The 24,450-nt window shown below is 67.6% G+C and carries 25 protein-coding genes; 5 read left to right on the forward strand and 20 right to left on the reverse strand.

Translation table 11 applies throughout. The annotated features are described in order from the left end of the window. Window positions 1–18: 18 nt before the first annotated feature. From HKK74_RS27765 to HKK74_RS27775, 3 genes are all read right to left on the reverse strand, one after another. Window positions 19–474, reverse strand: a complete 456-nt coding sequence (locus HKK74_RS27765) for a DUF5990 family protein (protein ID WP_187246319.1) — start codon at window positions 472–474, stop codon at window positions 19–21. 520 nt (window positions 475–994) lie between these two features. Next, the gene (locus HKK74_RS27770) at window positions 995–2,353 is read right to left on the reverse strand and encodes a WD40 repeat domain-containing protein (RefSeq protein WP_187246320.1); all 1,359 of its coding nucleotides are present in this window, start codon (window positions 2,351–2,353) and stop codon (window positions 995–997) included. Window positions 2,354–2,705: 352 nt separating this feature from the next. After that, the gene (locus tag HKK74_RS27775) at window positions 2,706–2,849 is read right to left on the reverse strand and encodes a hypothetical protein (protein ID WP_187246321.1); all 144 of its coding nucleotides are present in this window, start codon (window positions 2,847–2,849) and stop codon (window positions 2,706–2,708) included. A gap of 210 nt (window positions 2,850–3,059) precedes the next feature. On the opposite strand from HKK74_RS27775, the gene HKK74_RS27780 reads away from it, so the two are divergent. Next, window positions 3,060–4,802, forward strand: coding sequence for a DUF4419 domain-containing protein (locus HKK74_RS27780; RefSeq protein WP_187246322.1), 1,743 nt, complete (start codon window positions 3,060–3,062; stop codon window positions 4,800–4,802). On the opposite strand, the gene HKK74_RS27785 is transcribed toward HKK74_RS27780, so the two are convergent. Beyond that, on the reverse strand, window positions 4,735–5,334 hold the full coding sequence (locus HKK74_RS27785) for a TetR/AcrR family transcriptional regulator (RefSeq protein ID WP_187246323.1): 600 nt from the start codon (window positions 5,332–5,334) through the stop codon (window positions 4,735–4,737). The genes HKK74_RS27780 and HKK74_RS27785 overlap by 68 nt on opposite strands. Before the next feature lie 92 nt (window positions 5,335–5,426). Here HKK74_RS27785 and HKK74_RS27790 point away from each other — a divergent pair, with 92 nt between their 5' ends. Continuing rightward, a complete protein-coding gene (locus HKK74_RS27790) occupies window positions 5,427–6,395 on the forward strand; it encodes an NADP-dependent oxidoreductase (protein WP_187246324.1) in 969 nt (322 codons plus the stop codon). 182 nt (window positions 6,396–6,577) lie between these two features. On the opposite strand, the gene HKK74_RS27795 is transcribed toward HKK74_RS27790, so the two are convergent. The 3 genes from HKK74_RS27795 to HKK74_RS27805 form a co-directional block, all read right to left on the reverse strand. Further along, window positions 6,578–7,519, reverse strand: a complete 942-nt coding sequence (locus HKK74_RS27795) for an alpha/beta hydrolase (protein WP_246492041.1) — start codon at window positions 7,517–7,519, stop codon at window positions 6,578–6,580. 328 nt (window positions 7,520–7,847) lie between these two features. Next, complete coding sequence (locus HKK74_RS27800; RefSeq protein ID WP_187246326.1) at window positions 7,848–8,321, reverse strand: YfbM family protein; 474 nt, start codon at window positions 8,319–8,321, stop codon at window positions 7,848–7,850. A 349-nt stretch (window positions 8,322–8,670) separates the two neighbouring features. Continuing rightward, window positions 8,671–9,411, reverse strand: a complete 741-nt coding sequence (locus tag HKK74_RS27805) for a TetR/AcrR family transcriptional regulator (protein WP_187246327.1) — start codon at window positions 9,409–9,411, stop codon at window positions 8,671–8,673. An 87-nt stretch (window positions 9,412–9,498) separates the two neighbouring features. On the opposite strand from HKK74_RS27805, the gene HKK74_RS27810 reads away from it, so the two are divergent. Further along, window positions 9,499–10,362 carry an NmrA family NAD(P)-binding protein gene (locus HKK74_RS27810; RefSeq protein ID WP_187246328.1) on the forward strand — a complete coding sequence of 288 codons (864 nt, stop codon included), beginning with the start codon at window positions 9,499–9,501 and terminating at the stop codon, window positions 10,360–10,362. 167 nt (window positions 10,363–10,529) lie between these two features. Here HKK74_RS27810 and HKK74_RS27815 read toward each other — a convergent pair whose 3' ends face one another. Then, window positions 10,530–11,084, reverse strand: a complete 555-nt coding sequence (locus HKK74_RS27815) for an SMI1/KNR4 family protein (protein ID WP_187246329.1) — start codon at window positions 11,082–11,084, stop codon at window positions 10,530–10,532. 183 nt (window positions 11,085–11,267) lie between these two features. Next, window positions 11,268–12,203 carry an AraC family transcriptional regulator gene (locus HKK74_RS27820; RefSeq protein ID WP_187246330.1) on the reverse strand — a complete coding sequence of 312 codons (936 nt, stop codon included), beginning with the start codon at window positions 12,201–12,203 and terminating at the stop codon, window positions 11,268–11,270. 117 nt (window positions 12,204–12,320) lie between these two features. Between HKK74_RS27820 and HKK74_RS27825 the strand changes: the two genes are divergently transcribed. Next, window positions 12,321–13,070 (forward strand): class I SAM-dependent methyltransferase, encoded by a 750-nt coding sequence (locus HKK74_RS27825; protein WP_187246331.1) that lies wholly within the window; start codon window positions 12,321–12,323, stop codon window positions 13,068–13,070. Window positions 13,071–13,216: 146 nt separating this feature from the next. Here HKK74_RS27825 and HKK74_RS42000 read toward each other — a convergent pair whose 3' ends face one another. Next, complete coding sequence (locus HKK74_RS42000; protein WP_187246363.1) at window positions 13,217–13,414, reverse strand: UPF0158 family protein; 198 nt, start codon at window positions 13,412–13,414, stop codon at window positions 13,217–13,219. Window positions 13,415–13,556: 142 nt separating this feature from the next. Here HKK74_RS42000 and HKK74_RS27835 point away from each other — a divergent pair, with 142 nt between their 5' ends. Beyond that, window positions 13,557–14,291, forward strand: coding sequence for an SMI1/KNR4 family protein (locus HKK74_RS27835; RefSeq protein WP_187246332.1), 735 nt, complete (start codon window positions 13,557–13,559; stop codon window positions 14,289–14,291). 104 nt (window positions 14,292–14,395) lie between these two features. Here the strand turns inward: HKK74_RS27835 and HKK74_RS27840 are convergent, their stop codons facing one another. The 10 genes from HKK74_RS27840 to HKK74_RS27885 form a co-directional block, all read right to left on the reverse strand. Then, entirely contained in the window at window positions 14,396–14,959 is a 564-nt protein-coding gene (locus HKK74_RS27840) for a dihydrofolate reductase family protein (protein ID WP_187246333.1), read from the reverse strand. A 21-nt stretch (window positions 14,960–14,980) separates the two neighbouring features. After that, the gene (locus tag HKK74_RS27845) at window positions 14,981–15,805 is read right to left on the reverse strand and encodes an alpha/beta fold hydrolase (RefSeq protein WP_187246334.1); all 825 of its coding nucleotides are present in this window, start codon (window positions 15,803–15,805) and stop codon (window positions 14,981–14,983) included. Between the two features lie 69 nt (window positions 15,806–15,874). Beyond that, complete coding sequence (locus HKK74_RS27850; RefSeq protein WP_222722809.1) at window positions 15,875–16,615, reverse strand: helix-turn-helix domain-containing protein; 741 nt, start codon at window positions 16,613–16,615, stop codon at window positions 15,875–15,877. Between the two features lie 716 nt (window positions 16,616–17,331). Continuing rightward, window positions 17,332–17,844, reverse strand: coding sequence for a hypothetical protein (locus HKK74_RS27855; protein ID WP_187246335.1), 513 nt, complete (start codon window positions 17,842–17,844; stop codon window positions 17,332–17,334). Between the two features lie 254 nt (window positions 17,845–18,098). Beyond that, the gene (locus HKK74_RS39295; RefSeq protein WP_312881848.1) at window positions 18,099–18,260 is read right to left on the reverse strand and encodes a VOC family protein; all 162 of its coding nucleotides are present in this window, start codon (window positions 18,258–18,260) and stop codon (window positions 18,099–18,101) included. Between the two features lie 116 nt (window positions 18,261–18,376). Beyond that, window positions 18,377–18,910 carry a DUF6745 domain-containing protein gene (locus tag HKK74_RS39300; protein ID WP_222722810.1) on the reverse strand — a complete coding sequence of 178 codons (534 nt, stop codon included), beginning with the start codon at window positions 18,908–18,910 and terminating at the stop codon, window positions 18,377–18,379. A gap of 594 nt (window positions 18,911–19,504) precedes the next feature. Next, window positions 19,505–21,619: a leucine-rich repeat domain-containing protein gene (locus HKK74_RS41595; RefSeq protein ID WP_187246336.1), complete on the reverse strand. Its 2,115-nt coding sequence runs from the start codon at window positions 21,617–21,619 to the stop codon at window positions 19,505–19,507. A 206-nt stretch (window positions 21,620–21,825) separates the two neighbouring features. Beyond that, entirely contained in the window at window positions 21,826–22,308 is a 483-nt protein-coding gene (locus HKK74_RS27875; protein ID WP_187246337.1) for a YfbM family protein, read from the reverse strand. A 253-nt stretch (window positions 22,309–22,561) separates the two neighbouring features. Further along, window positions 22,562–22,918 carry a hypothetical protein gene (locus HKK74_RS27880; protein ID WP_187246366.1) on the reverse strand — a complete coding sequence of 119 codons (357 nt, stop codon included), beginning with the start codon at window positions 22,916–22,918 and terminating at the stop codon, window positions 22,562–22,564. A 380-nt stretch (window positions 22,919–23,298) separates the two neighbouring features. Continuing rightward, entirely contained in the window at window positions 23,299–24,444 is a 1,146-nt protein-coding gene (locus HKK74_RS27885) for an RNA polymerase sigma factor (protein ID WP_187246367.1), read from the reverse strand. Window positions 24,445–24,450: the final 6 nt, after the last annotated feature.

Genomic DNA, 24,450 nt, shown 5'->3' on the forward strand with positions numbered 1-24,450 from the left:
CAGGGGACTGACGGGAGTTCAGGAACCAGCTGACCATTCGATCAGCGGAGGCCGGACCGCCGCGCACAACGGATGGCCGCGCGCATCGGTCAACCCCAACCGGGCCACCAACAGCCCGCTGCTCACCGCGGCGTCCAGGACGTCCGGGCCGATGGCGTCGAACCACAGTTTCGCCCGCCGGAACATTTCGAACAGTCCGCCGTCGTCTACGGTCCCCCACGACAGGTAGACGAACCGGCTACCCGGACGGCCCTGTACGTGGTGGCCGCGAAGATCCCACCCCGTCTCGGTTGCGGTGGCGGTGACCTCCAGCTCCCATGTTGCGGAGGGGGCGTCGCCGGGGTGCAGGTCGAGAAGCTCGGTACGGCGGTCACGTCGCTGCACGCCGACGTGAATGTTGCGGTAGCCAGGAAAGCCGGGCGCTTGCCCGCACTCTCGTCCGGGCAGCTGCGACGCTTCGATACGAATCAGCACACCATCATCCTGCCGCGTGCGAGTCAGGTCCGATCCCGCGCGAGATCGAGGGAGTGCACAGATCGGGGAGCCGGCGTCGGTGTGATCCGGCCGCGGCTGCGCGTGACGCGGCTGAGGGGATCACAGTGATCCGCTCAGCATGGACGGGGTTTCGGCACTTGGATGGTCCCGGCTGCGTGCAATGCAAAGGACGGGATGATCGAATTCGTGTGGTCAGAGGGACCTGTGACGGCGGGCTTGGAGGTTCGGCAGGTTCACGGCTGGCCGGTGGATGAACAAGCACGGACCTTGATCCGAGATCGGTTCTACGAGCGGAAGTTCCTGCTCGCCGGGGCGGAGTTGAGGCGTCTGACGCCGATTGGAGCGCAGCGCTTGTCCGGGAGGCCGAGGACGAGAGCCAGGTCCGCCTCGACCCCGGTAGCGTGCGGTATCTCGGGCATCAGGTCGTCACCGGCGATCCGGCCGCGTCGGCACCCTCTGGTGGATGGTCGGCTGGGCGTACGGGACGACTGGCCAGGATCTACGGACGGGTGGGCGGGAGGCCGTACCTGGCCGGAGGGTCGGTGGGCAGGCCGATCGGGATGATGTGTATCTCGGGGCGGTACTGGTCCTCGTCGTCGGTGGTCAGCAGGTTGATCGCCAGCCAGCGGCTGTCGGGGGACCACTGGAGGTCCAGCGGCTCCGTGCGACCGGGTCTGGGGCCGATCCCCCGGCGAGTGACGACCTGATGGTCGCCGACCCGTCTGATGGACACCGCGCGCTCCCAGTGCTCACTCAAGATCGCCAGGTAGTCCCCGCAGGAGCTGACCCCCAGCGCCTCGACCTCCAGTCCGTCGTTGTCGATCGTCGCGACGGTGCGGCCGTCGGAGGGGTCCAACGCGAAGATGGTCGCGCCGCGGGCGGCGAACATCAGCCTCTCGTCGGCGGTGAAGGCCACCGACCGGCGGGTGTCCACACCGCCCTCCGATTCCGGATCACCGACCGGAAGCGTCCGCTCGGCGCCGACATCATCGTGGACCGTGATGAAGGTGCCATAGTCAAGGTCGACCCGGTGGCGGCCGGTGGCCGAACGAACCACGCCCACCTGGGTGGGCGCCTGAACCCGGGTCCCCGACACCACATCGTAGGAGAGTTGCGCAAGAGCGTCCTTCAAATAGTCGCGGAGGGTGATCACGTGCCGTCCGGGCACCCACATCAGCATCGGTGAGGAGTAGCCCTCCGGATGGACACGCAGGAGTTCGTGCCAATCGGTGGCGTCGACGACCACCAGCTCACCCTCCTCGCTGCAGGCGGCCAGGTAGCGGCCATCATCGGAGAACGCCAGCCGGTGGTCCTCTCCGTCCTCGAACAGGGCCAGGACGGCGGACGTGGTGCGCAGGCCGGGAACGTCCGCACCCTTGCCGGGACGGATCTGGTCGGCGCGGGTGGGGTAGCTGGCGGTGCTCCAGTAGGCACCGGGTTGGAGGTGCTCGATCCAGCGTGGATCGGTTACCACCACGTCATAGTCGGCGGACATGAAGCGGTCCTCACGGAGTAGGCGCCCCTTGCGGGTCCTGCCGGAGAACTCGGGCAACTGCTCGTAGTCGTCATCGGTGAAGGGGTGGTTGCGGGTCGCGACCCGCTCGACGCGCTCGACGAACCATCGGGTGTTGGCGTCCACCCAGTCCTCATCGTGGATCTCGTCCCACGTGACCAGATCGCCCATCTGCGTCCCCTGCTGCGCGGTGTCGGTCAACAGGCGGAGGAAGAAGCTCGGATCGTTGGGCAGATCAGCGTAGGGGACGTCGGTGTCGTAGTACACGACGATGGCGCGCAGCCGCACGTACCTGCGTGGCACATCGAGAGCGAGCACCCGGACGTCATAAAGGTCGTCGGTCATGGTGATCTCTCCTGAGGAAGGGAGACGGGCACAGCGAACCATCAAGATCGCACATGCCGCCGACAAGAGCCGCGATGATCACGCCACCTGCCTTGGCAAGGGCGCTAGGAGAAGGAAGAACGGCCTCATTGAACGGAGCAGTCTGCCCGCTCCGACCGTTACGCTCCCGCGCGTCGCCCGGGGGTCAGTTTTCGCCGACACCGAAGGCGTACGCCGCTTGAGCTAGGCGGATGTGATCCTACGGAAGAGCTACACCCTTAATAGATGACCGAGTCAGGACCGGAGAACGACCGCCTGCGATCTAGTCGGCGGGCAGTCCCCACCCACTTGCGATTGTGGTCACGTAGTCCCCTCATCGGCAGAGTCGGACGGCGTGCGCTGGCGAGCCCTGCCAGCCGTTGTACTCGACGGCGAGCACGGCGCCGCCGATGTCCAGCACCGCGGCCCACGGATCGATCGACTGCCGGCGCATCAGGTCCTCGTTGATGGCCCGCATCGACTCCGGTCGGGCCGGTCCGCTCCGAAGGCGCTCAGCACGTCCGCGACGTCCGCCCCGGTCACCACCGTGACCGTCGCGGCCTCGGCCAGCGTGCTGCGGCCGCGTGGGCTCCGACCACCGTCGATCGCCTTGCCCCACGCCCGGGTGGAGACACGGACTGACAATGGAGGCGAACCGGTCGAGCGACACCCGCATTAGAGTCGGGTAATGGTCACCTTTCGGGTCGACGATGTCGCGCCAGCCGCCAAGTCGCTGCCTACGTTGCCGCTCGGCGACCAGTTCTCAGGAGCGCTGGTGGTCGGCGGCGACCCGTCCTTGCCGGTCCTCGAAACGGACGGGGTGCATCCGCTTCTCAGTGCCGTTGGGCGGGCGTTCGCCGACCACCGCCCGCTCGTGCTCTCCCCAGACGCAGTGTGGCTGACCATCATGCAGGGCCTCGCCCAGCACGTACGCCTACACGCCGAGGAACTGCGCCCGCGGCTGGTGAGCCATGCCGGCCGGAAGCGGCTCACGGTGGTCGTCGACGGACCGATGCCACAGGATGCCGACTCGTGGCAGAGCGCCGTTGAGTTGTTCAGCAAGCTGCTCCTCGCCGAGATCAACCATGCCGACGTATTCGAATGCGACTTTTCCACCAGCACCGACGTTGAGCGGGTGGCCGGACGGATCGTGCTACTCGACGCGTACTCACCGTACTTCGCGCTGTGGATGATGTTCGTCTGCGGCATCCCGTCGATCACATTGACCGGTACGGTCGAGGACTGGCAGAAGATCCGCACGCGGGTGGAGACGATCGCCGCGTTCGGCTTGGAGACCTGGTGCCGGTCGCTCGCCCCGATCGCCGACCAGTTCGTCCGAGCCGCGGCGGGTGATGTGGACACCGCGTTCTGGCGGCGTATCTACAGTCCGACCGACGCCTACGGCGGCGAGGTGATAACCGGCTGGGCCGCGCGGCTCTATCCGTACCTGACCGGTGACGGCGAGGTCGACAGGCCCAATCCGCTGCTGGAGTTGCCGATCGATGAGCCGCGCGACGTGACCGTCGATGATGACATGTCCTATCGGGGTCCGGGCATCCGTAGCGACAGCGTGCCGGTCACCTTGTCGCGGGTGACCGTAAACGTCAACGACCGAGTCGGACGTGACAACCGGGTCGTGGCCCTGCACGCCGGCCTGGTCGGCGTCGCCCAGGACGAAGATGGCGCGCTACGGCCGGTCGCCGGCTGGTACTTGGCGCCGGCGACGGTCGAGATCGACGACGTGATCGACCGGATCGTGCGCGACCATGACACCACCCCGCCGCAGCCCCATCCCTTGTTCTTCGCGTCCGCTGATCTCATGGCCATCTACCGCCGCATCGGCTCCGCGACGCTGTTCGACGGCGCCTGGCGGTTGCGGCCGATCGCCGACCACCGCCGGGTACCGCGCGGCGGAGACCTTTGTTCGATCGAAACGATCATCGACCTCGCCGACGGCAGAAGCGTCGGCGCGGCCATTGACTTCACCACGCAGACATTCCACTGGGTCGTCTGCCGCATCGAGAAGGTCGTCGCCGAACGTCCGGATACGCCGACCAGTGGATTCCGGCTGGTCGACGAGCCCGCAGACGTCCCGGTGTACGGCACCTCGCTCGCACTGCTGCTCAATGCCGCCCTGGACTCCGGCGGCGATATCTCCCACCTGGAAACCGGCCGGCTCGACCAACTCAACGGAGGAGTGCTGGAAATCTGGCTGAAGCACGACCAAGGTGCCCTGCTGGCGGTGGTGAGCAACGGAATCCGAGCTCTCATGAGTCCACCCCACGCGGCAAATGAGGACGTTCAGCCGAGCGATCTCCGGAGGCGTCTGCAGGTATTGGCGGCAAGACCCTATGTTCGCGGCGTCAAGGAGCCGCCGGCGGCGGGTGGGGCAGCGGGTGGGCTCCTTCTGGGCGTAGACCGTCGAAGATGATGGCGAGGTATCGCTGCCACAGGTCGGGCGAGGCATCCGGCACGTAGCTGGTGACGTAGTTCGGCGCGCACATCAGCAGGATGACGTCCGCGCCGGTGACGTCGACCCGCACCACGCCGTGCTCGCGGGCTCGGTCGACCAGCGCATGCACGGTGTGGAACATCTGCGCGCGGGCCCTGGTGACCTCTGCGGGCAGCTCGCCGGCGTCCTGCAGGAACGACAGGTCGCGTTGTTGTCGCTGATGCGCGGCGACGGTGAGGAACTCCAGCAGTGCTGCGCCTGGATCCGCCGCTTTGAGAAGCCTTTCGCCGACCGCGTTGAGCGCGTCGATTCGGTCGAGGACGATCGCGGCGAGCAGGTGATCCTTCGTGGCGAAGTGGCGGAACACCGTGCCCTTCCCGACACCGGCCCGGCGGGCGATGTCGGCGACCGAGGCGTCCAGACCCCGCTCCGCGAACTCCTCTGCGGCCGCCGCCAGCAGCAGCCGCCGGTTGCGGGCGGCGTCGGCACGCAATGGACGCGTGGAGGTCACGTCGCCACCCTAGCAAGTTGACCGCCCGGTCCGTTTATCGCTACCTTCAACACGCATAACATGACCAGGCGGTCCGTTTTCTGGAGGAACACATGAAGGCAGTCGTTGCGACCGGATACGGACCACCAGAGGAGTACACGGTGGCCGACGTGCCGGCGCCCCGGCCCGGTCCAGGGCAGATCCAGGTCCGGATCGCCGCCGCCTCGATCAACCCGGCCGACGTCCGATTGCCCAGCGGCGATTTCCGCGACGTCGTGCCGCTGGAGTTTCCGCACGTGCCCGGCAACGACTTCGCCGGCACGGTCAGCGAGGTCGGCGCTGGCGTGACGGCCTACCAGGTGGGCGACGAGATCTTCGGCATGGCCGTGCCGCGGGCGCTGCGCGCGATGGCCGGTGCGACCCGACCGTCGCTGAGCACCGGCTCGCTGGCCGCGTACGCGGTCTTCGAGGCCGACACTCCGTTTCTGGCGCACCGCCCGGCCGGCCTGGACATCGAACAGGCGGCGGCACTGCCCACTATCGGCCTGACCGCACGGGCGCTGATGGCCACCGCCAAGGTGCAGCCCGATGAAACCGTCCTGGTCGTCGGTGCCACGGGCGGTGTGGGTACCGCGGTGATCCCGCTCCTCGGCGGTACAAACGCGCGGGTGATCGCCACCGCGACCGCCGCTGATGCCGACATCCTGCGAGCTCTCGGCGCGGACGAGACCATCGGGTACGCGGAATCTGAGTACCCCTCCGACGTCGACGTCGCGTTCAATCTGACGCTGCCGAGCGACCATCTTGCCGGTGTTGCAAGTGCCATCCGCCCAGGTGGACGCCTCCTCACGATCACCTACCCCGTACCGCAGCAGGAGTGGATCGGACGCGATGACGTCGGTCTTCATTTCGTGCTGGACATGGACGGCACATTCGGCGGGATACGCGAGGTCGGTGAACTGGCGATCCGCAGCGAGCTGCGGGCCACGATCGGCCGCCGCTACACCCTCGACGAGGGCGTTCAAGCATGCGTCGACTTCGTCCGCCTGCACACGACCGGCAAACTGGTCGTCACGATGTAAACACACTGTCATCGGCATTCTTGGAAGTTCAGAGATAGCCGAGCTGGACGTGCGCTGTTACGACCACGCCGTACTTCGGACAAGCCATTTCCCGAACCCGCCATCACACAGCCTACGACCGCCCTCAGCACGGCACCTTGACACAGAGGGGAGCCAGAAGAGTGCGTCTCACCGTCTGGGGATCAGGCGGGCAGGGAGGCGAGCCAGCCGGTCAGGATCTCGTTGACCTCCTCGCGGCGCTCCTGCTGAATCCAGTGGCCGCAGCCGTCGAGTATGTGTGACGCGACCAGGCCTGGCAGGGTGGCGGGGTATGCATTGATGGCGTCTGCCATCCAGGTGGTGGAGGCGTCCTGTGCGCCGCCGATGAACAGGGACGGCTGGGTGATGGGGGAGCCGTCGAAGTCGGCGAGGTCTTCCCAGTCCCGGTCCATGTTCCGGTAGCGGTTGAGCGCCCCGCTCATGCCGGTCCGCTCGAACTCTGCGGCGTAGACGTCCAGGTCGTCCTCACTGAGCCAGGCGGGCAGCCGACCGGTGGGGAACCGGTCGCGCAGCGTCCCGCCCCGGGACGCGAAGTGTGGGTCCGGGCCGTCGGCGGGCGGCATGGTGTCGGCGGACAGGGCGGCGTAGAAGCCGGCGAGCCAGCCGCGGACGTCCGGTTCGATCTCGGCCTCGGCCCGGCCGGGCTCTTGAAAGCGGCTGACGTAGAACTCCTCCTCTCCGCCCATTTTCGCGAAGACCTCGCTGGGCCGTGGCCCGCCGCGTGGGGCGTAGGGCACGCTCAGCAGCCCGACCGCGCGGAAGACATCGGGCCTGACGAGGGCGGAGTTGGCGGCGATGGTCGCGCCCCAGTCGTGGCCCACGATCACGGCCGTTTGCTCGCCCAGGGCGTGCACCACGGCGACGTTGTCCTCGACCAGCTCCAGCATCCGGTACGCGGCTGCGCCCTCCGGCTTGGAGGAGCGGCCATAGCCACGAACGTCGACGGCGACGGCCCGGTAGCCGGCCGCGGCCAGTACCGGCAGCTGGTGGCGCCAGGAGTACCAGGACTCAGGGAACCCGTGCACCAGCAGTACCAGCGGCCCGGAGCCCTGCTCCACCGAATGGATGCGGCCAGCGGAAGACAAGACCAGACGATGCGTGGTCTCCGTGACCGGAGCGGGCTGCGACATCAATCCTCCAGAGTTTTCGATCCTTGCGCATCGAGTGCACACCACTGGCCGGTACCAGGTCGGCCCACCGGCTGGCGGTTCATTGCATGAATCATCCGGGAGACGATGCGGCCGCCGTGAATGGGTTTGCCACTTCGGCAAACCGCCCTGGGAGACCATGTCTCACTGCTCTCGCGGCCGCCGCGGACGGCGGCGTCTCCAGGAGCAGCATTCGCTCTTCGGCAGAGTCGGATGGCGTGGGCCGGTGAGCGGGCAACGCTCGATCAATGCACTCGATCTTGGTTCAGGTGGCAGTAAAGATCACTGCGCGTTCCGCTGCGGCGGCTCGATCGTAGAACGCCTGAACATCGACGAAGTTGTCCCAGGTGTACTCGAAATCCCCGCCGTCGTGCGCGCCGTCGTAGCCAGGGTCATCGATAGCGTCGAAACGGCGGCGCAGCCATATCCGGTCTGCACCCCGCAGGGCGCCGGCCACATCCCCCACCTCCGCGGCGCTGACGTATACGACGTAGTAGTCATCGTGCAGGTGCCGCCCACCGAGCACCGCGTGCGACAGCGGATACACGCCACCGTCTGGGTCGAGCGTGCCATCGGTCAAGCAGCGGTGGATGGCGTCCCAGGCCTTGTCGGTGTCGACCTTCAACGCGTCGTCGTCCCAAGACTCCTCGATTTCTTCGAGAAGTTCGGCCACCGTGTCGCCGTCGTCGTCTGCCGCTAGCAGCGAGCGCTCCTGCTCCGATGTGATGGCGAAGTGCACCCCCAACATGCCGGCAATCGTACGGGTGCAGTGGGAGTTTCAGGAAAGATCATGCCGCCGTGCCGCCACGTTCACACCGGAGCGGTCGCCCACCGCACGAAGACGCACGACCTCGGCACGACCGGATGTCCCGACCGCTCAGCGGCATGAGCGGATGCCTGCGTATCAGTCCGGCTTCACCCCGACGGGCACATGCCCTCCCGCACCTAACGTTCGCGTGTCATCGACCTCGCCCGGATCGGGCCCAGCCGCCGTCGGCTGTGGATCCACGGCAACTGCCGTTCGCGAACTCGCCCGCTTCCGTCCGTTCGCGGATGCGGTCGACGTTGGACGGAACCTGATCGCGGTCTCAGCCAGGGGCAGCTGAGGCACTGGGGGTGGTTGGACTGTCGCCGGCTCGATCCAGCCACTCGGCCAGCAGGGCGCGCTCGGCGTCGGTGAGCATTGTCAGCTTCGGTGCGACGGCCCGGAATGCGACAGCGGCCGCGGCCGCGCTGTCCGCGGGAAGCGTCGGCACGTCGGTGAGGATCGATCGCATCACCGCCTCGTACATCGCGTCCGCAAGGTCGAGGTCCCGGTGCTCCGGCAGGGTGGAGAGCAAGGTGAGCACGGCGCCGGTGCCGGCGGCGTGGACGAGTTCGACGGCGCGCCTTTCTGGGACCCGAAGCCGGCCGATTGCGGCGACGCGGTGCACCCGGGCGCGCAGAACCTCTAGGCCGGCGGCCGCCGCCGGTGAACGAGCCCCGCGGCTGGGGTCGGTGAGGAGACCGAACAGCGCTGCGTTGGCAAGACCGAAGCCAATATGCGTGTCCCACCCCGCCCGAAGATCTGCAACTGGGTCGCTGCTGTCCTCGGCGAGGGTCTTCCCTGCGACGTAGGTGGCGAAGACGTGTTCGGCAACGGCGTCGAGCAGCGCGTCCTTGTCCTCGAAGAACCGATAGATGGTCGGCGCCTGCATGCCGGCCGCCTGCGCGACCGCACGGGTCGTGACCGCGCTTGCGCCCTGCTCACGCAGGAGCTGCGCCGCGCACTCCACGATGTTCGCTCGCGTGTTGTGCCTGCTGGCGCTATCCCGCCGAGCCTCTGCCATGCTTCCAATGATAACGCACTCTTGCTATCCCTGTTGCTAACATTGATATCATCCTTATCATTCCAGCGTTAGCACGAGAGGGTAAACGTGATCATCATTACCGGCGGTACCGGCCGGCTCGGCTCCCAGATCGTTGATCGGCTGCTCGATCGCGTCTCGGCGGACCGGGTCGGCGTGAGCGTCCGCGGCACCGACCGCGCTGGCGACCTGGCCGCACGCGGGGTACGCGTGCGCCGCGGCGACTTCACCGACCCCAACTCCCTCGCCGATGCGTTCGAGGGTGCGACGCAGGTGCTCATCGTCTCAACGGACCAGACCGGCGAGACAGCGGTCGCCCAGCACATCGCGGCGATCGACGCCGCTCGCGATGCCGGCGCCAAGCGCATCCTCTACACCAGCCACCAGGGCGCCGCCGAGGATTCGGTCTTCGCGCCGATGCCCGACCATGCCGCAACCGAGCGCTACCTGTCGAAGACCGGCACACCCTTCACGGCGCTCCGGAACGGGTTCTACGCCAGCACCGTCCGGCACCTACTCGGCCGGGCGCTCGAGACCGGCGAGCTCGTCGCGCCAGCCGATGGGCCCGTATCCTGGACCACGCACGCCGACCTCGCCGAGGCGGCAGCGATCATTCTCGCCGACGAGGGCCGGTTCGATGGCCCGACCCCGCCACTGACCGCGCCGGACGCGCTCGACCTTGCGGATATCGCCAGCATCGTCACCGAACTCACCGGACGCACCATCCGCCGCGTCGTCGCCGACGACGCGGCGTGGACGGCCACAATGATCGGACACGGTGTACCCGCGGATCAAGCGAACATGCTGCTCGGCATGTTCCACGCAGCACGCCGCGGGGAGTTCTCCACCACCGGACCGGAGCTCGAGAATCTCCTCCAGCGCGCAGCCACGCCGGTCCGTTCTATGTTGAAGGGACTCGCCACCCAGCCATGAATTCTCCTCCTTCCCGATGTGGCCGCCCTATGGGGCGGCCACATCGCACTCACCTCGGCAGAGTCGGATGGCGTGGGTCGGCGAGCGGGCAACGCTCGACCAGCGGCAGATGAGTGTCCCCCGACAGCCTGACGCGCTTTCGGTAGTCGATTGGCGTGTCGAGCGGGTCAGAGATCGGTGATGCTGCCGTCGTCGGCGAAGGCCTCCACCGCGGCTAGGAACTCCTCGAGGAAGTCGCGTAGGTCTTCGCCGACGACCGTGATGCCGCGTTCGGTGCCGTGATAGATGCCGACCTCGTAGACGGCCTCCTGCAACCGGTAGACCGGGCCGCCGTCCGTGGTTGCCAAGGCGTAGAGGTCGCCGCCTCCGTTGCTGCCGAAGACCACGATGTCGACGTCCTCCGCAAACGGCTCACCGATGCGGTCGGCACGCCCGTCGTCGTGATACAGGTTGCCGATCACACTGTCCGGCGGGTGCAGAAAGTAGCCGTTGGTGATGTCCGGCAACGACAGCGGCCCGACAAATCGGTACAGGGCAAAAAGCTCATCCGGTACCCACGGCATGCGCCCGTGCAGCGCGGCCAGTTCCGCCGCGGAGGACGGCGAGCCAACACTATGATCACCCGCCTCGAACGGGTACGTCGACACGACGTCCCTCAGCGCCCGCACGACGGCCGCCTCGACCTGCGCCGCCCAACCAGTCAGCCACTCCTCGTTCAACACCAAATGCCGCCTCATCCACTCGTCCGCTTCTCGTCGATCATCCCCAGCCGCCCTATCGCGGCATGAGAGTGAATTTCGGGGGGTGCGGTGCGCCGAGTCGGACTTGGTCTTGTGCTGCAGGTCCTGTGCTCTCAGAACGGGCACCGGTTCAGGGTGAGCCTGACCCGGTTCCGCCGACCGTTGTCATGGCCATGCTCGCTCGGTGCGGCGCCATCGCTGTGGGGTTATGCCGTAGCGGTTGCGGAAGCGACGGACGAGGTAGGTGGCGTCGCGCAGGCCGGTTCGGGCGGCCACGGCGTCGAGCGATAGGTCGGTCTCGCGCAGCATTCGCCGGACCTCGGTCATGCGCCGTTCGGTGATCCATTCGAGCAGGGGGCGGCCGGTGCGCCGGCGGAGCACGGTCGTGAGGTGTCCCGGGGTGTAGCCGAGAGCGCGGGCGACATCCGCGGCGGAGATCGGTTCGCGGAACGTCGCCTCGATCTCGGCGAAGACCCGCTCGACGAGTGGGTCCGGCGTGCCCGGAGCGGAGGGTGCCAGTCGCGCGGCCGCAACCAGGAGCCGGGTGAGCATGGCGGCGACGGCCTCGCGGGCCCCGAGACGGCCAGGGTCGGTGAGTTCCTCGGCCAGGTCCGCTAGCCACGCCGACCAGTTCGCCTGGTCGGGTTCGGCGACCCGACCGTGCCCCGCGCTGGAGGCAAACAAGGCGAGTAGGGGATGGTGCGTCCAGGTCAGTGGGGAGACCGAGGCCAGGGCGGGGACGGCGTCCGGTGTGAACGCGACCGACCACGCGCGGCTGCGGGCGAGCTTGGCGACGGTCGCGACGCCGATGACCTGCCCGGGCGACACAGCGTGGACCTCGCCGGCGCGCAGCGGCCGTTCGGCGCCGTCGATGGTGAACGAGCCCGTGCCTTCCTCAACGTAGACCAGGACGAGGAAGTCGTGGGCGTGCCGGTGGTTCGGCGGGAGGCTGGCGTGGGCGGCTTCGGTGTCGAAGCGGGTCACCGAGACAGGAGGCAGGCCGGGGCGCTGCTGGTAGCGGTAGACCGGCGTCCCGTCGAGGCGTACCGTGCGCAGCCTCGACGGGGACACCGGCGAGTCATCGACCGAAGAATGTCCCATGGTTTCCAATTTAAGTCCTGCTCGGTAACCGCAGAATGTCCAAGACTGAGGGGTGACGACACCAGGTCTGTCACGGGCCACCGAGTCAGACCCGCCACCGAGTGCACAGGGGCATCCATGGCAGCTTCGACACACGTACGCATCCTCGACCAGCGAACCCCGGAGGAGCGCGACCGCCCGTTCCTGCCGGGCGCGGGCAAGACCTGGCTCCTCCCGTTCTACGACGCCTTCACCCGGGTGGCCGGCGTCCGCGCACTGCACGAGCGTGCAGTCGAGCTCGCCGGCATCGAGCCCGGCCAGGCGGTGGCCGACGTCGGCTGCGGCACGGCCAACCTGTCGTTCGCCGTGCTCGCGGCCCAGCCGGGCGCGCGGGTGACCGGCCTCGACCCCGACAAAGACGCCCTGCGCAGGGCCGCGCGCAAGGCGCGCCGCCGCGGCGTCGCTCTTACCCTCGTTCAGGGATATGCCGACCGGATCCCCGCCGAGGACGCCTCGCTCGACCATGTGGTCTCGTCGTTGGCCCTGCACCACGTCGATGACGACGGCCGGATCGCGTTCGCGCGCGACGCGCTGCGTGCCCTTCGGCCCGGAGGGAGAGTCACCGTCGTCGACTTCGGCGACCCAGCGTCCAACGTCGAGGACGCCGGCCACCCCACGCACGGCCATGGCCACGGCCTTGCCCATGCCCTCCAGCACCTGCCCCGCCTCATCCGCTCCCGCGTGGCGCACAGCCCAGTCGTGGCCCGCAACCATGGCGACGGCATCGTCGCGCTGCTGGCCGAGGCCGGGTTTGGCGACGCCCGAGAGGTCGCGCACGCCGACCACAGGTTCGGCCGGGTCACGTTCGTGCAGGCGACCCGCCCCTGAGCTGAAAACCTGACGGGGGTTGTCGACAGACCCAACCACGCCACGCAATGGCAACAGCTCCAATGCCGCAGGCCGGTAGCCGCGACCAGCATCCGCTCATCGACAAGAGCGCGCGACCTGCGGCAGAAGAGGATGCCGCTCGAGGCTCATGGCAGGTCGGGGTCGGGGTGCTCGGCATGATATTGGGCGGCCGCGGTGTCGGCGATCAGCGAGTTGTCGGCGAGCCACTCGACGGCCCGGCGGTGGGCACGCGCGTCACGAAAGACGTACCAGGCAGGCAGCAGGTGCGGATACTCCTGGTGCAGTTCGTCTTTGAAGCGGCGGAAGGCGCCCTTGCCCTGGATAGCCCCTTGTCAGTCTGCGCCCGGCGTCCTCGAGGTCAAGGCTGCTTAGATCAAGCACCGGCCCACCGTAGCCCGAACAAGTTCACATCTCGCGGCAGATGAGGTAGTTGCGCCTGCGGTGGCGATGTCTAGAGTCTGCGTCGTGACTGACACTGGAGCCGACGTCGACAAGCGCGTTGCCGAGGCGTGGGCGCGGATCGAGGCTGGCCTGAGTCGCGTCCTGCCGGCTTCCCTACGGCAGCTCAATGCGCAGGCCGCGGTACAGGCAATCGATGCGGTGGAGGCCGCCTTGGCCGTGCAGCTGCCGCAGGATTTCCGCGTCAGTCTCCGCATTCACAACGGAACCGACCTCGGCCCGACACTGCCGCCCCCTGAGCCCAGCCCGGTACCGCTGACTTACCTCTGCGACACCAACGAGATCATCGAGATGACCCGGATGTGGCGCGACAACTATCATCCGGAGCCGGACTGGGACGATCCTCAGGTCTGGGCATACCTGGTTGATACGGAGATGCTCTGGCTGAACGGGCCGGTGCGACCGATCATCGGTTCGCCGGGCGCAGTGGTCGTGGGCGACATGAATGGCGACGTGCAGTGGCTGCTCGACTTTGATCCGGCACCGGGTGGAACGCCCGGACAGGTGGTTCGGGTTGATGTCGAATGCGCCTCATGGGACGTGCTGGCTCCGTCCTGGACGCAACTGCTTGTCCGCTACGCCGAAGATCTGGAACTGTACGCGGCTGATCCTGATAACTCGACTCTAGAGATCGATCACCTCGGACCGGCCTGCGAATGGGGCAGCACGCCGACGGACTCTTGGGGGATGCGTCCCGCATGGCTCCAGGACGTTCAACCTCGCAGTCCATACCCGTCATGATGGCCCCCTGCACAGCTGTCCTCACGGCCGAGTGCGCCGCCCACCGCCTACATGATCCTGAAGAAGCGAATGCCCTGTCATCGGCATGAGCGGATGTCGAATGGTCACCGTGCTCGCTGGAGGATCATGATGAGTACGCCCTCGCCGACCGTGATCGACTCGGTCAGCTTCCACGCCGACTTGTCCGACGTCTCCCCGAACAGGCGCCTCCCGGTGCCGAGGAGGACCGGGAACGTCATGAGGTGGAGCTCGTCGACGAGGTCGTGCTCGAGCAGTCCCTGCACGAGCTGGATGCTGCCGGCGACCGAGATGTCGCCGTCCACCTCGTCCTTGAGCCGGGTCACCTCCTCGACCAGGGCGCCGGAGAGCACGCGCGTGTTGTTCCACTCGGGGTCGGTGAGCATGCGCGAGACAACGTACTTCGGCATTCCGTTGTACTTGTCGGCGAGCTCGCCCTCGTACTGTGGCCAAGCCGCGGCGAATCCCTCGTAGGTCCGGCGGCCGAGGAGCAACGCCTCGGCGCCGAGCGCCTCGTCGACCTTGAACTGCTCGCCCTCCTTGCCACGGTCGAACTCGAAGCTCCAGTTCGAATACTTGAAGTCCTCCCCACCGGGCGCCTGCACGACGCCGTCGAGCGAGATGAACTCGGTGACCACGATCCTTCCCATGTCTTCACCCTCCTCGACTCTCTAGTGGGCGTGGGCGTGGGCGAAGTCGCGCAGCGCGGCGGCGAGCACGCCGGCGGGGGCGCTGTGCTGCTCGCCCTCGACGGCCCGCAGGGTCGCGGTCGGCAGCAGCTCGGCGAGCGCCTGGGCGGCCGTGATGATGAATGGGTACGTCCCGGTGCCGTGCATCACGAGCGTGGGCACGGTGACGGCGGCCCAGCGATCACGGGGCAGCTGGGCACCCGACATTGTGGTCCCCATGATCCGGCCGTCGTAGGCGATCGTCGGCGCGACGGCCTCCATGATCGGCCAGAACTCGCTCTGCCGGATGCCACCGACGGCCTCGGCGGGCAAGCCGACCGCGGCGGTCATGAACAGCTCCGCGGCGTCCCCGGGGCGACCGTCCGCCACGGCGGCGTCGAGGCGCTCCACGTAGTCCGCAGGCAACGGCGGGCGACTGTCGTCGACGACGAACGGCGGCTCGAACAGCGCGAGCCGCGTGATCGGCAGACCGGCCGCCGCGGCGTCGAGCGCGAGGACCGCGCCGGACGACCAGCCGAACACGGTCGCCGGCGCGCCCGCGACCTCAATGAGCGCGGCAAGGTCCTCGATCTCGCGCTCCACGGCGTACGGCGCGGTGTCGGTGCTCTCGCCGCGTCCGCGACGGTCGTAGGCGTAGGTCCGGAACTCCTCGCTCAGCAGCCGTCCGACCTCCTCGTTCGTCGGATTGATGGCGGGATAGGCGGTCGCGCCGTCGATGATGATGAGCGGCTCGCCCTCGCCCCACGCGGTGAATGCGATCACTGTGCCGTCGGCGGACACGCCGGCCGCGCTGACGTTCTCGGTCATCTGGATTGCCCTTCTTGGTGACGATGCGGGATCTCTCCCGCTGCGGCGCAGTGCCGCGTCGCAGTCAGGCTAGGAATCGGCGGCAGCGCCGGTCTTGTACAGAAGCGACAGGGGCTGCTCGGTCGCATCCTGTCGACACAGCTCGGTCGCGGTGCGGCCGATGAAGCGCGTCAGCGAGCGGGCGAGGTGCGGCTGGTCGTAGTAGCCGAGCCGGTTGACGACCTCAAGCGATGCGACGCCATCGCCGAGCAGGATCGCGGCCTGCCGGGCGCGTTCGATCTGCCGGATGCCCCCCTGCGTGAGCCCGGTCGCCGCGGCGACGCGGCGCTGCACCGACCTCGTCCCGACATCCGGCATCCCGCCGGCCACGACGTCGTCGACTAGCGGGTCGCGTACGACGACGCCCTCCCGCACAAGCCGGACGACGAACTGCTCCGCGCTCTCGAAGCCGGGGATGAGCCACTCGTCACCGCCCAGCACGAACCTCGTCGCGGTCGCGTGCGGGCTCTCCCATGCGGAGTCGACAAGGCGCGCAGGAGGCAGGTGCGGCATCGAGGTGCCGTGCGCGAACGTGATGCCGAAGGACTCCGACCCGTCGGGCACGTCGACGCTCGAGGCCGTGGTCTCCGGACCCCGTACGGCGGCGTGCACGCGGCCCTCGTGCGCCCAGAACACCAGCTCCCAGTTCGACGTCGCGATCGAGGTCATCCGCGCGACCCCGGACGCGCGGCTACGCCACACGCGGTGGACGTAGGGCGAGTCCGACGGCCGGTCCTCGTTCTCCAGCGGCATCCCATCCCCCGATGACATGAGCGGCCGGTCTCGCACTGCCCCGCGTCACCCGGTCCAAGCCGCGGGCCGCCTGCGAGGTGGCACCCGGAGGCGGGATCCACCGAGGCCGGCGACAGCAAACCGACCTCGACATTGTGCCGCAACGCGCATCTGTGGCCGGCGGCAGGTCCTGCTCTCGACCACCACCTGTCATTTCGCCGTCATCGCGACCGACCTACACGGCTACGGGGCCAGCGGGCATTACTCGACCAGCGGCATGAGCGGATGGTCAGCGACAGCGGCTCCGGGCTCGGTGCGGTGCGGCGACGAACTCCCTGAGAATGGCGGCGCTCTCGACGACGTTCGAGCCGGCTTGCTGAAGAGGGTGAAGAACTTCGCGTTCCGCGACTGCATCCGCAGGCCCGTGGGAGATCCTCCTGGGCCGACGGTACCGGCGTACGCGACGCGCCGCGCTTCCCGAGGAGGTTGCCCGTCCACAGCGGGCAATAGAGGAAAGGGAGTACCTTCTCCTTTCCACTCTCAACGTATAGCGCACCAGCCGCAGTGCCACCTGAGCCCGCCGAAGCACTTCCGCCCGGACGCCCACATCGCCTGGGCCGCAACCATCGACGAACCCGCCGACACCGCCGCGCTCACGCTGCGAGAAGCGCTCTCCGGCTGGTGCGGCACGCCCCTGAAAACGAGGTCCCCGTCATCGATCAGCCATCCTGGGCAGACGTGGATTTCAAATCAGGTCACAGACAGCACCAGCAATAGAGCCGTTCGTTGGCCTGCTGGGCGCGGCGGGCCAAGGCTACGAACGCCTCGACGATGTCCAAAGCGAGTGTCGCGTCCATGTGGCCGTCGAACTCCTCGATCCGCGCCCACTGGTCGGCGATCGACGGGAGTGCGTAGTCATCAACGTTGGCGAACGCATCGCGGACCCGATCGTTCAACTCTTCCAGCCATGGACCGGTCGTCCATGGGGAGTCTTCTGGAAGTCGGTCGGCCTCTTCGACCGAGGCAGGCTTGGTCTCCTCCGGAGGCCATACCATGACGGTGGCGACCAGATCGACGCTCCATGGGACATTGAGGATCAGCGCGAGCAGCTTGCCCAGGATGACTGTGGAGTCGATTCCCTTGGCGTCCAGGGCGTCGATATCAGTGTCGACGGTGGTCGGACCGTGTGGAATGCCATCGCCCTCATCGAGAAGCTGCAGTGCCACCTGGCCGTCCGATGCCCGGAAGTAATCGAACAGCACACCCATGATGCCGGCCTCCTGCAGACTGCAGAGCAGATCGAAGTAGGTCGAATCCTACCTACAACTTGGCGCAAGCAGACCGCGCCGCACGCCGTGCAGCCGAGACCGCCCGCGAAATGAGGTCGCTTTTTACGCACCGCGGCATGTGAGTGCGTCTTTAGCGTTCGCGAACGAGCTTGATGTCGGCCACCGACGGTCACGTGGATGACTGCGGCTGACCGCTCCGAATCGCACGCTGAATCGCGCGCCGCGCCGCTGTTTCAGTGCCGATGATTCACGATGTTGATTACGTTGCCGTCTGGTGCTCGGACGAAGAACCGGCGCACGCCCCATTGTTCTGTAGTTATCGAGTGCACGATCTCGTAGCCGAGTTTCTGAGCTTCTTCATAAGCACCTTCGACGTCATCCGTGTGGACGGAAATGACCGAGTCTTCGGGTGCGGTTGCGTCGCGCGTTACGAGCTGGACGTTCGCCTGCGGCGTTGCCCCTCAGGCAGGCCGGGACGAGAGAACCGATCTCGTCCCGGCTCGCCAGTGAGTCATGTCAGCAGCGGGTACCAGCCGTCGCGATAGCGGACGCCGTCACGTCGGAGCCGCACCTCGTCGTGCCAGGTCCCGGGGACTGGTTCGGTGCGGACCAGTTCGGGTCGATCCACTACGATGCACACGTCCTCGCCGGGCCACCACCAGCCGCAGGAGCGTGCCAGCGCGGCCCAGTGGCCGAGGTGGTCGAGTTCGTCCGGCCCGTAGTGGGCCAGTCCGAGCCGATGCAGGGCGTCGTAGTATGCGACCCACGCCGCGTCCTGCTGCCCGTACCAACACACAGGTACGGGCCCGCCGGCGGCCAGCGTGTTGTGGATGGGCATGCGGAATCCGTGGGCCAGGCTCCGGTGCAGTGCGGTGCGGATGCCTTGGTGCAGCACGACACCCAGGGGAACGCCGGCGTCGAGTGCCTTCAGCGGTGGCAGTTCGGGCGAGGGTTCGTTGTGTTTGCCCTTCCGCGCCGCGGACAGTTCGGGGTCGAGGTGGGAGACACCGGCGCTGAGTGCGCCGCGCAGCTGGGACGCGACCATGGCCAGATCACTGGCCAGTGGCGGTTTCCCCCGCGGGCGAGGATCCCGGATCCTCGCGTAAAGCTGGTCGAGGGTGGGCAACCCGGCGACAAGCGGGATCGCCTGATCCGGAGAATCGACCCATTCGAACCGGGGCTTCGGGCGAGACATCCTCGCGTAGATAAGGGTCAGGCTGTGTTCGGCGGTCCGCCGGTCGGCCGGCTGCGTGGACAGTCCGTGGTCAAGCCACTCCTGTCGGATCTTGAAAGCTTCCTGCCACCGGTCGTAAGCGCTCTTGCCACGGACGGTCACAACAGCCTTGGCGGCGTCATGGCGCCGCACGGGCGCGATCAACGCGCGTGGGCGTTGCCGCCCTTTCGGTAGGAGATCATGCCCCGATGATGGCCTGAACTCCACTGTGTGCGCAACCACCCGACCCATCCCCGCCCGAACCGCCGCCGAACCAGGCACTCAAATGCCCAAGACCTACTCAACCGGGCCAGGGCGCACGGTCTGCGGCATGAGAGTGCGTTGCGTTGCAGATATTCCCAGACCGCCGACTCCAGAGCCTACGGGGTCTTCAGCCCGGGCCGGCCCTACCGTCGCGATCGGGGTTCAGGAGGTTGGAGGGGGCCAGTCGATGTTCCCTTCGATCATGCGGTGAGCGAAGTTCCGGGCCTCGTCGAGATACGTGACGTGGTGCGCGGCGCGCTCGGTGCGGAAGTCGCGGTCGGTGCGTTCGCTTTCCCATTCGGGGTCGTCGGGCTTGTCGAGCTCGTCCCTGTCGAGGTGAGTGAGAAAGGCGACTAGCTCAGGGCGTGTGGTGCTTGCTGATGCGATGTCCTCCCGGACGTGGGCGGGGAATCCGCTGGAGTACCGGGCGCCGTGGTATTCGTCGACGATGCCGAGGAATATCGCGTCGAGGCTGGGAAATGACGCCTGGTCGACAACCTCGGCCGGCAGTGGTGTGCCGTACTTTCGCGTGCTGGCATTCCAGCAGTCCTGTTCCAGATCGAGTTCGAGCAGTAGCTGGGCTGCTTGGGGTGTGGCCAGTTCGATCAGGCCGTCGTCCCCGATGACGTTGTCGTGCAGGTTCAGTTCCCAGAGCTGCGGCAGCACCGCCCACGAGGCGAGCGCTCGCGCGCCACGCGACCCAACGCTGTTGTAAGCCAACGAGATGCCGCGGAGGTAGGGCGCGGAGGTCGTTGCTGCGAGGGCTTCGATGTCGTCGTCGTCGAGACCGCACTCAGTGATGTTCAGAGTTCGCAGTGTGCGCCAGATCGGGGCGTTCTCAAGCGCTGGGGGCCAGCTGCCTACTGGATTGTGTGACAGGTCGAGGGTGTTGAGCTTCTGTAGCCGCTCGGATTTCATCAGCGCAACGAGGCCGTCCACTCCGAGTCCGGTGGCAGTCATGTTCAGGTATATCAGCTTTGTGGCGTTATGCGACGAAGCCCACGCCTCGGCGCCGGCGTCGCCGACTGGTTGGACTTCGGGGCGCGCGTAGTACGGTGAGCCACCTTCGCGGCCGCTCAGGTCGAGGTACTCCAGTGCGGGCATCCGGACGTCGGTCGCCAGCTGCCGCGACCCCATAATGCCGAGATGGTTGCGGCTCAGATCAAGGTAACGCAGGCACGGAAAGGCGCCGGCGGCAACGAATGCTCCGGCCGTCATGTCCGTGGCGACGAGATCCGCGAGCATCAACTTCTCGATGTGGTTGTGGTCGATGCCCCCGAGAACGCCCGCAATGGTCACGTCGCCAACCGGGAGCAGTTCGAGAGTCAGCTCGGTTAGCTGACGCAGCACGCCGCTGGTGACGATGGCGTCCACGCCGCGCGCACCGAGCCCCTCCCGACCGAGCCCCATAACAGTGCCCCGCACCGTGAGGCTGCTCAGGTTCGCGAGATCGGCGCGCGCGAAGAATGCCTCGCATGCGTTGTCGTCCTGCTCGATGACGTTGCCGAAGTACGGCTCCCACAGCGGCTGGCGTCCGTTCCTGCCGCAGCGGAACCCGATCGCCAGGCGGTCGAGCTGGGCGAGTTCCTCGCAGTCGGCAAGGTCTTGCGCTTCCTCGGTGTCGCACACGAGTACATCGGCGGAGCGCAGGCCCGGCACAAGTCCAGAACGCATCAAGTGGACCAGATCGGGCGCCCGCAGACCCGCGTGCCGCAGCCGCCACGGCCGCCCTGCGACCGGGCGGAACGGCGGCTTCCCGAAATGCCACATGTCCTCTCGAACGCTCACCAGATTCAGTGTTTCGAGCCGCGTGATGGCAGAGGTACTGGCGAGCTTCGCGACCAACTCCTCATCATCATCGGTGAGGCCGCAGGCCTCGAGCGACCGCAGGCTGTCCCAGTGGTCCATGGTCTCGACCAGTGCCGTGAGTTGATCGCCCGCGAACCAGCCGAGGTCGAGGTGGGTTACGCCGCGCACTTCAGACCGAGCGCGTGGATCCGGCAAAGCGGCATCGAGCATGCCGTCACGTACTGACTTCAGCGTCAGTGACCGGACGAGCCGCCACGCTGGCTTCGAGTAACCGGCGTCCAGCGCAGCAAGCCAGGACCACGGCGCCTCGCGCTCCACATCAGGCCACGAAGCGAGTCGCTCATCGCAAAACGAGACAAGATTCTTAGGGCTGCCCGCGCGGCCTAGAGCAGCGCAGAGAGCACGGAACGCAACCTTGCTCGGCGGGCCACCAAGTATCCGCTCAACCTCGGCATCGTAGTCGATCACACCCGAAACCTACTGCCTGTCGAGGGCCGGCCGGCAGAACGGTCCGGCCTCCGACCGTCCTGAACGCGGGAGAGACGTGCGGCACCGCCGGCATGCGCCGAACTCTTCGAACCACGTCATACACCGACACTGCGCTCAGCCGCCCGCCGTGACCAGACCACAACAGCAAGAACCAAACGCGGCGGATGAGTGCACCTGATCTTGGTTCAGGTGGCAGTAAAGATCACTGCGCGTTCCGCTGCGGCGGCTCGATCGTAGAACGCCTGAACATCGACGAAGTTGTCCCAGGTGTACTCGAAATCCCCGCCGTCGTGCGCGCCGTCGTAGCCAGGGTCATCGATAGCGTCGAAACGGCGGCGTAGCCATATCCGGTCTGCACCCCGCAGGGCGCCGGCCACATCCCGCACCTCCGCGGCGCTGACGTATACGACGTAGTAGTCATCGTGCAGGTGCCGCCCACCGAGCACCGCGTGCGACAGCGGATACACGCCACCGTCTGGGTCGAGCGTGCCATCGGTCAAGCAGCGGTGGATGGCGTCCCAGGCCTTGTCGGTGTCGACCTTCAACGCGTCGTCGTCCCAAGACTCCTCGATTTCTTCGAGAAGTTCGGCCACCGTGTCGCCGTCGCCGTCTGCCGCTAGCAGCGAGCGCTCCTGCTCCGATGTGATGGCGAAGTGCACCCCCAACATGCCGGCAATCGTACGGGTGCAGTGGGAGTTTCAGGAAAGATCATGCCGCCGTGCCGCCACATTCACACCGGAGCGGTCGCCCACCGCACGAAGACACACGACTTTCGGCACGAGAGGGCTTCCGAGCTCAAGATCCGCCCTATCGCGCCACTCGCAGCAGATCCGGACACCGCAAGTGGCTGATTCGTCGTCTGGAGACCAGGAAACATGCAGGTGATCAAGCTCGTCCCTGACCCGAAATCCCATCACGGTTTCAGGCCGGCTCGTCCACCAGCGGCTCGACCCAGGCGGCGTGCACGAACTCCGAGGTAAAGCTCACGCCGTCTGATTCTCCCATGGTCAGCTTGACGGTCGCGGCGATCAGGTGCTGTCCCGCGGGCACGATGGCGACTGTTCCCCGCACCCGCTTCCCATGGTGGATGCGATACCGCAGCCCCTCGATTTCCACCACGCCGCACTCGGTACCGGGTCGGTCCAGGGAAGTGGACTCTACCGCCACCGCCCAGCCGGCCTTCATCGCCTTGTGCACCCAGACATCGAACGCGCGCTGTCGGCCGTCGCGCTCGCCCACCCGCGCGATGATCTCAACCGGGTCGGTCCGGGTGTCCATCATCGTCCTCCGGTGAGATACGCCTACCGAAAAGGAGACACCCTAGCCCGTCGCCAGATCCGCGGGCCGCTGACGTCGGCATGGTCTTGTCGCCCACTTGGCGAATACGTGCTCGTCACAGCCCGGCCGCTCGCCGGCCGCGGGGTGGGCAGCACGCTACTCGCACACGCCAGCGGTGAGGCGCAACGTCTGGGCGTTGGTCTCCTGCGGGTCGATTGCTACGCCGGTGGTGACGGCCGTCTGGTCGACTACTACCGCCGTAACGGTTTCACCCTGGTCGGGACGTCGTGCAGCTGGTCTCGACCCGTCAGTCACTTTGAGGCGACCGCTCTGGCCACGGGGCCGCGCCAAGTGCCGCGGGGAAATCCGAGCGCGATCCGTCAGCGACGCCGGCGGGCGTTGAGCCGGGCGGCCTGGCGCGTCAGGTGGTCGCGCTCGGCGAGGTTGGGTGCCTTTTGGGCCGCCTCGGCGTACAGCCGTGCCGCCGTCGCCAGGTCGCCGTCGCGCTCGTGGAGGTACGCCGCCACCGCGGCGTGGCGGGGCAGTGAGTCGTCCAGCGCCGCGAGCGCCGCCAGGCCGGCGCGCGGTCCGTCGGCCTCGCCGACGGCCACCGCGCGGTTGAGCCGGACGACCGGGCTGTCGGTCAGGCGCGCGAGCTCGTCGTACCACTCGACGATCTGCACCCAGTCAGTCTCCTCGGCGGTGGGCGCGTCAGCGTGGAGTGCCGCGATGGCGGCCTGGGCCTGGAACTCGCCCAGCCGGTCGCGGGCAAGGGCCGCCTGCAGGATCTCGACGCCCTCGGTGATCGACTCCGTTTCCCACCGGCCGCGGTCCTGCTCGGCGAGCGGCACCAGGCTGCCGTCGGGCGCGGTCCGGGCGGCGCGCCGGGCGTGGTGGAGTAGCATGAGAGCGAGCAGCCCCGCCACCTCGGGGTGGTCGATCGCCGCCGCGAGCCGCCGGGTGAGCCGGATGGCCTCGGCGGCGAGGTCGACGTCGCCGGAGTAGCCCTCGTTGAAGACCAAGTAGAGGACGCGCAGCACGGTGGCGACGTCGCCGGGCTGGTCGAACCGCACGCCGGAAACAGTGCGCTTGGCCCGGCTGATGCGCTGCGCCATGGTCGCCTCGGGCACCAGGTAGGCCTGGGCGATCTGGCGGGTGGTCAGCCCGCCGACGGCGCGCAGCGTGAGCGCGACCGCGGACGACGGCGTCAGCGACGGGTGGGCGCACAGGAAATAGAGCTGGAGCGTTTCGTCCACCGCGGGCGCGGGCCCGGGCGCCGGCTCCTCCTCGACGAGGTCCTCACGCCTGCGGCGGGCGGCGTCCACCCGGGTCGCGTCGAGGAACCGGCGCCAGGCCACGGTGACCAGCCAGCCTTTCGGGTCCCGCGGCGGGTCGGCCGGCCAGACGCGGACCGCCTCGACCAGCGCGTCCTGCACGGCGTCCTCGGCCGCCGCGAAGTCGGCTCCGCGGCGGACGAGGATCCCGAGCACGCTCGGCGTGAGGCTCCGGAGCAGGACCTCGTTCACCTCAGA

Origin of the sequence: Actinomadura alba (assembly GCF_014323705.1) — a bacterium.
Lineage (GTDB): Bacteria > Actinomycetota > Actinomycetes > Streptosporangiales > Streptosporangiaceae > Actinomadura_C > Actinomadura_C alba.

Excerpts from the sequence above, each read along its gene's own strand:
- HKK74_RS27770 (WP_187246320.1), bottom strand. The coding sequence starts at position 2,353 with ATGACCGACGACCTTTATGACGTCCGGGTGCTCGCTCTCGATGTGCCA.
- HKK74_RS27775 (WP_187246321.1), bottom strand. The coding sequence starts at position 2,849 with ATGCGGGCCATCAACGAGGACCTGATGCGCCGGCAGTCGATCGATCCG.
- HKK74_RS27780 (WP_187246322.1), top strand. The coding sequence starts at position 3,060 with ATGGTCACCTTTCGGGTCGACGATGTCGCGCCAGCCGCCAAGTCGCTG.
- HKK74_RS27790 (WP_187246324.1), top strand. The coding sequence starts at position 5,427 with ATGAAGGCAGTCGTTGCGACCGGATACGGACCACCAGAGGAGTACACG.
- HKK74_RS27805 (WP_187246327.1), bottom strand. The coding sequence starts at position 9,411 with ATGGCAGAGGCTCGGCGGGATAGCGCCAGCAGGCACAACACGCGAGCG.
- HKK74_RS27820 (WP_187246330.1), bottom strand. The coding sequence starts at position 12,203 with ATGGGACATTCTTCGGTCGATGACTCGCCGGTGTCCCCGTCGAGGCTG.
- HKK74_RS27825 (WP_187246331.1), top strand. The coding sequence starts at position 12,321 with ATGGCAGCTTCGACACACGTACGCATCCTCGACCAGCGAACCCCGGAG.
- HKK74_RS27840 (WP_187246333.1), bottom strand. The coding sequence starts at position 14,959 with ATGGGAAGGATCGTGGTCACCGAGTTCATCTCGCTCGACGGCGTCGTG.
- HKK74_RS27845 (WP_187246334.1), bottom strand. The coding sequence starts at position 15,805 with ATGACCGAGAACGTCAGCGCGGCCGGCGTGTCCGCCGACGGCACAGTG.
- HKK74_RS27850 (WP_222722809.1), bottom strand. The coding sequence starts at position 16,615 with ATGTCATCGGGGGATGGGATGCCGCTGGAGAACGAGGACCGGCCGTCG.
- HKK74_RS27855 (WP_187246335.1), bottom strand. The coding sequence starts at position 17,844 with ATGGGTGTGCTGTTCGATTACTTCCGGGCATCGGACGGCCAGGTGGCA.
- HKK74_RS39300 (WP_222722810.1), bottom strand. The coding sequence starts at position 18,910 with ATGGTCGCGTCCCAGCTGCGCGGCGCACTCAGCGCCGGTGTCTCCCAC.
- HKK74_RS27875 (WP_187246337.1), bottom strand. The coding sequence starts at position 22,308 with ATGTTGGGGGTGCACTTCGCCATCACATCGGAGCAGGAGCGCTCGCTG.
- HKK74_RS27880 (WP_187246366.1), bottom strand. The coding sequence starts at position 22,918 with ATGGACACCCGGACCGACCCGGTTGAGATCATCGCGCGGGTGGGCGAG.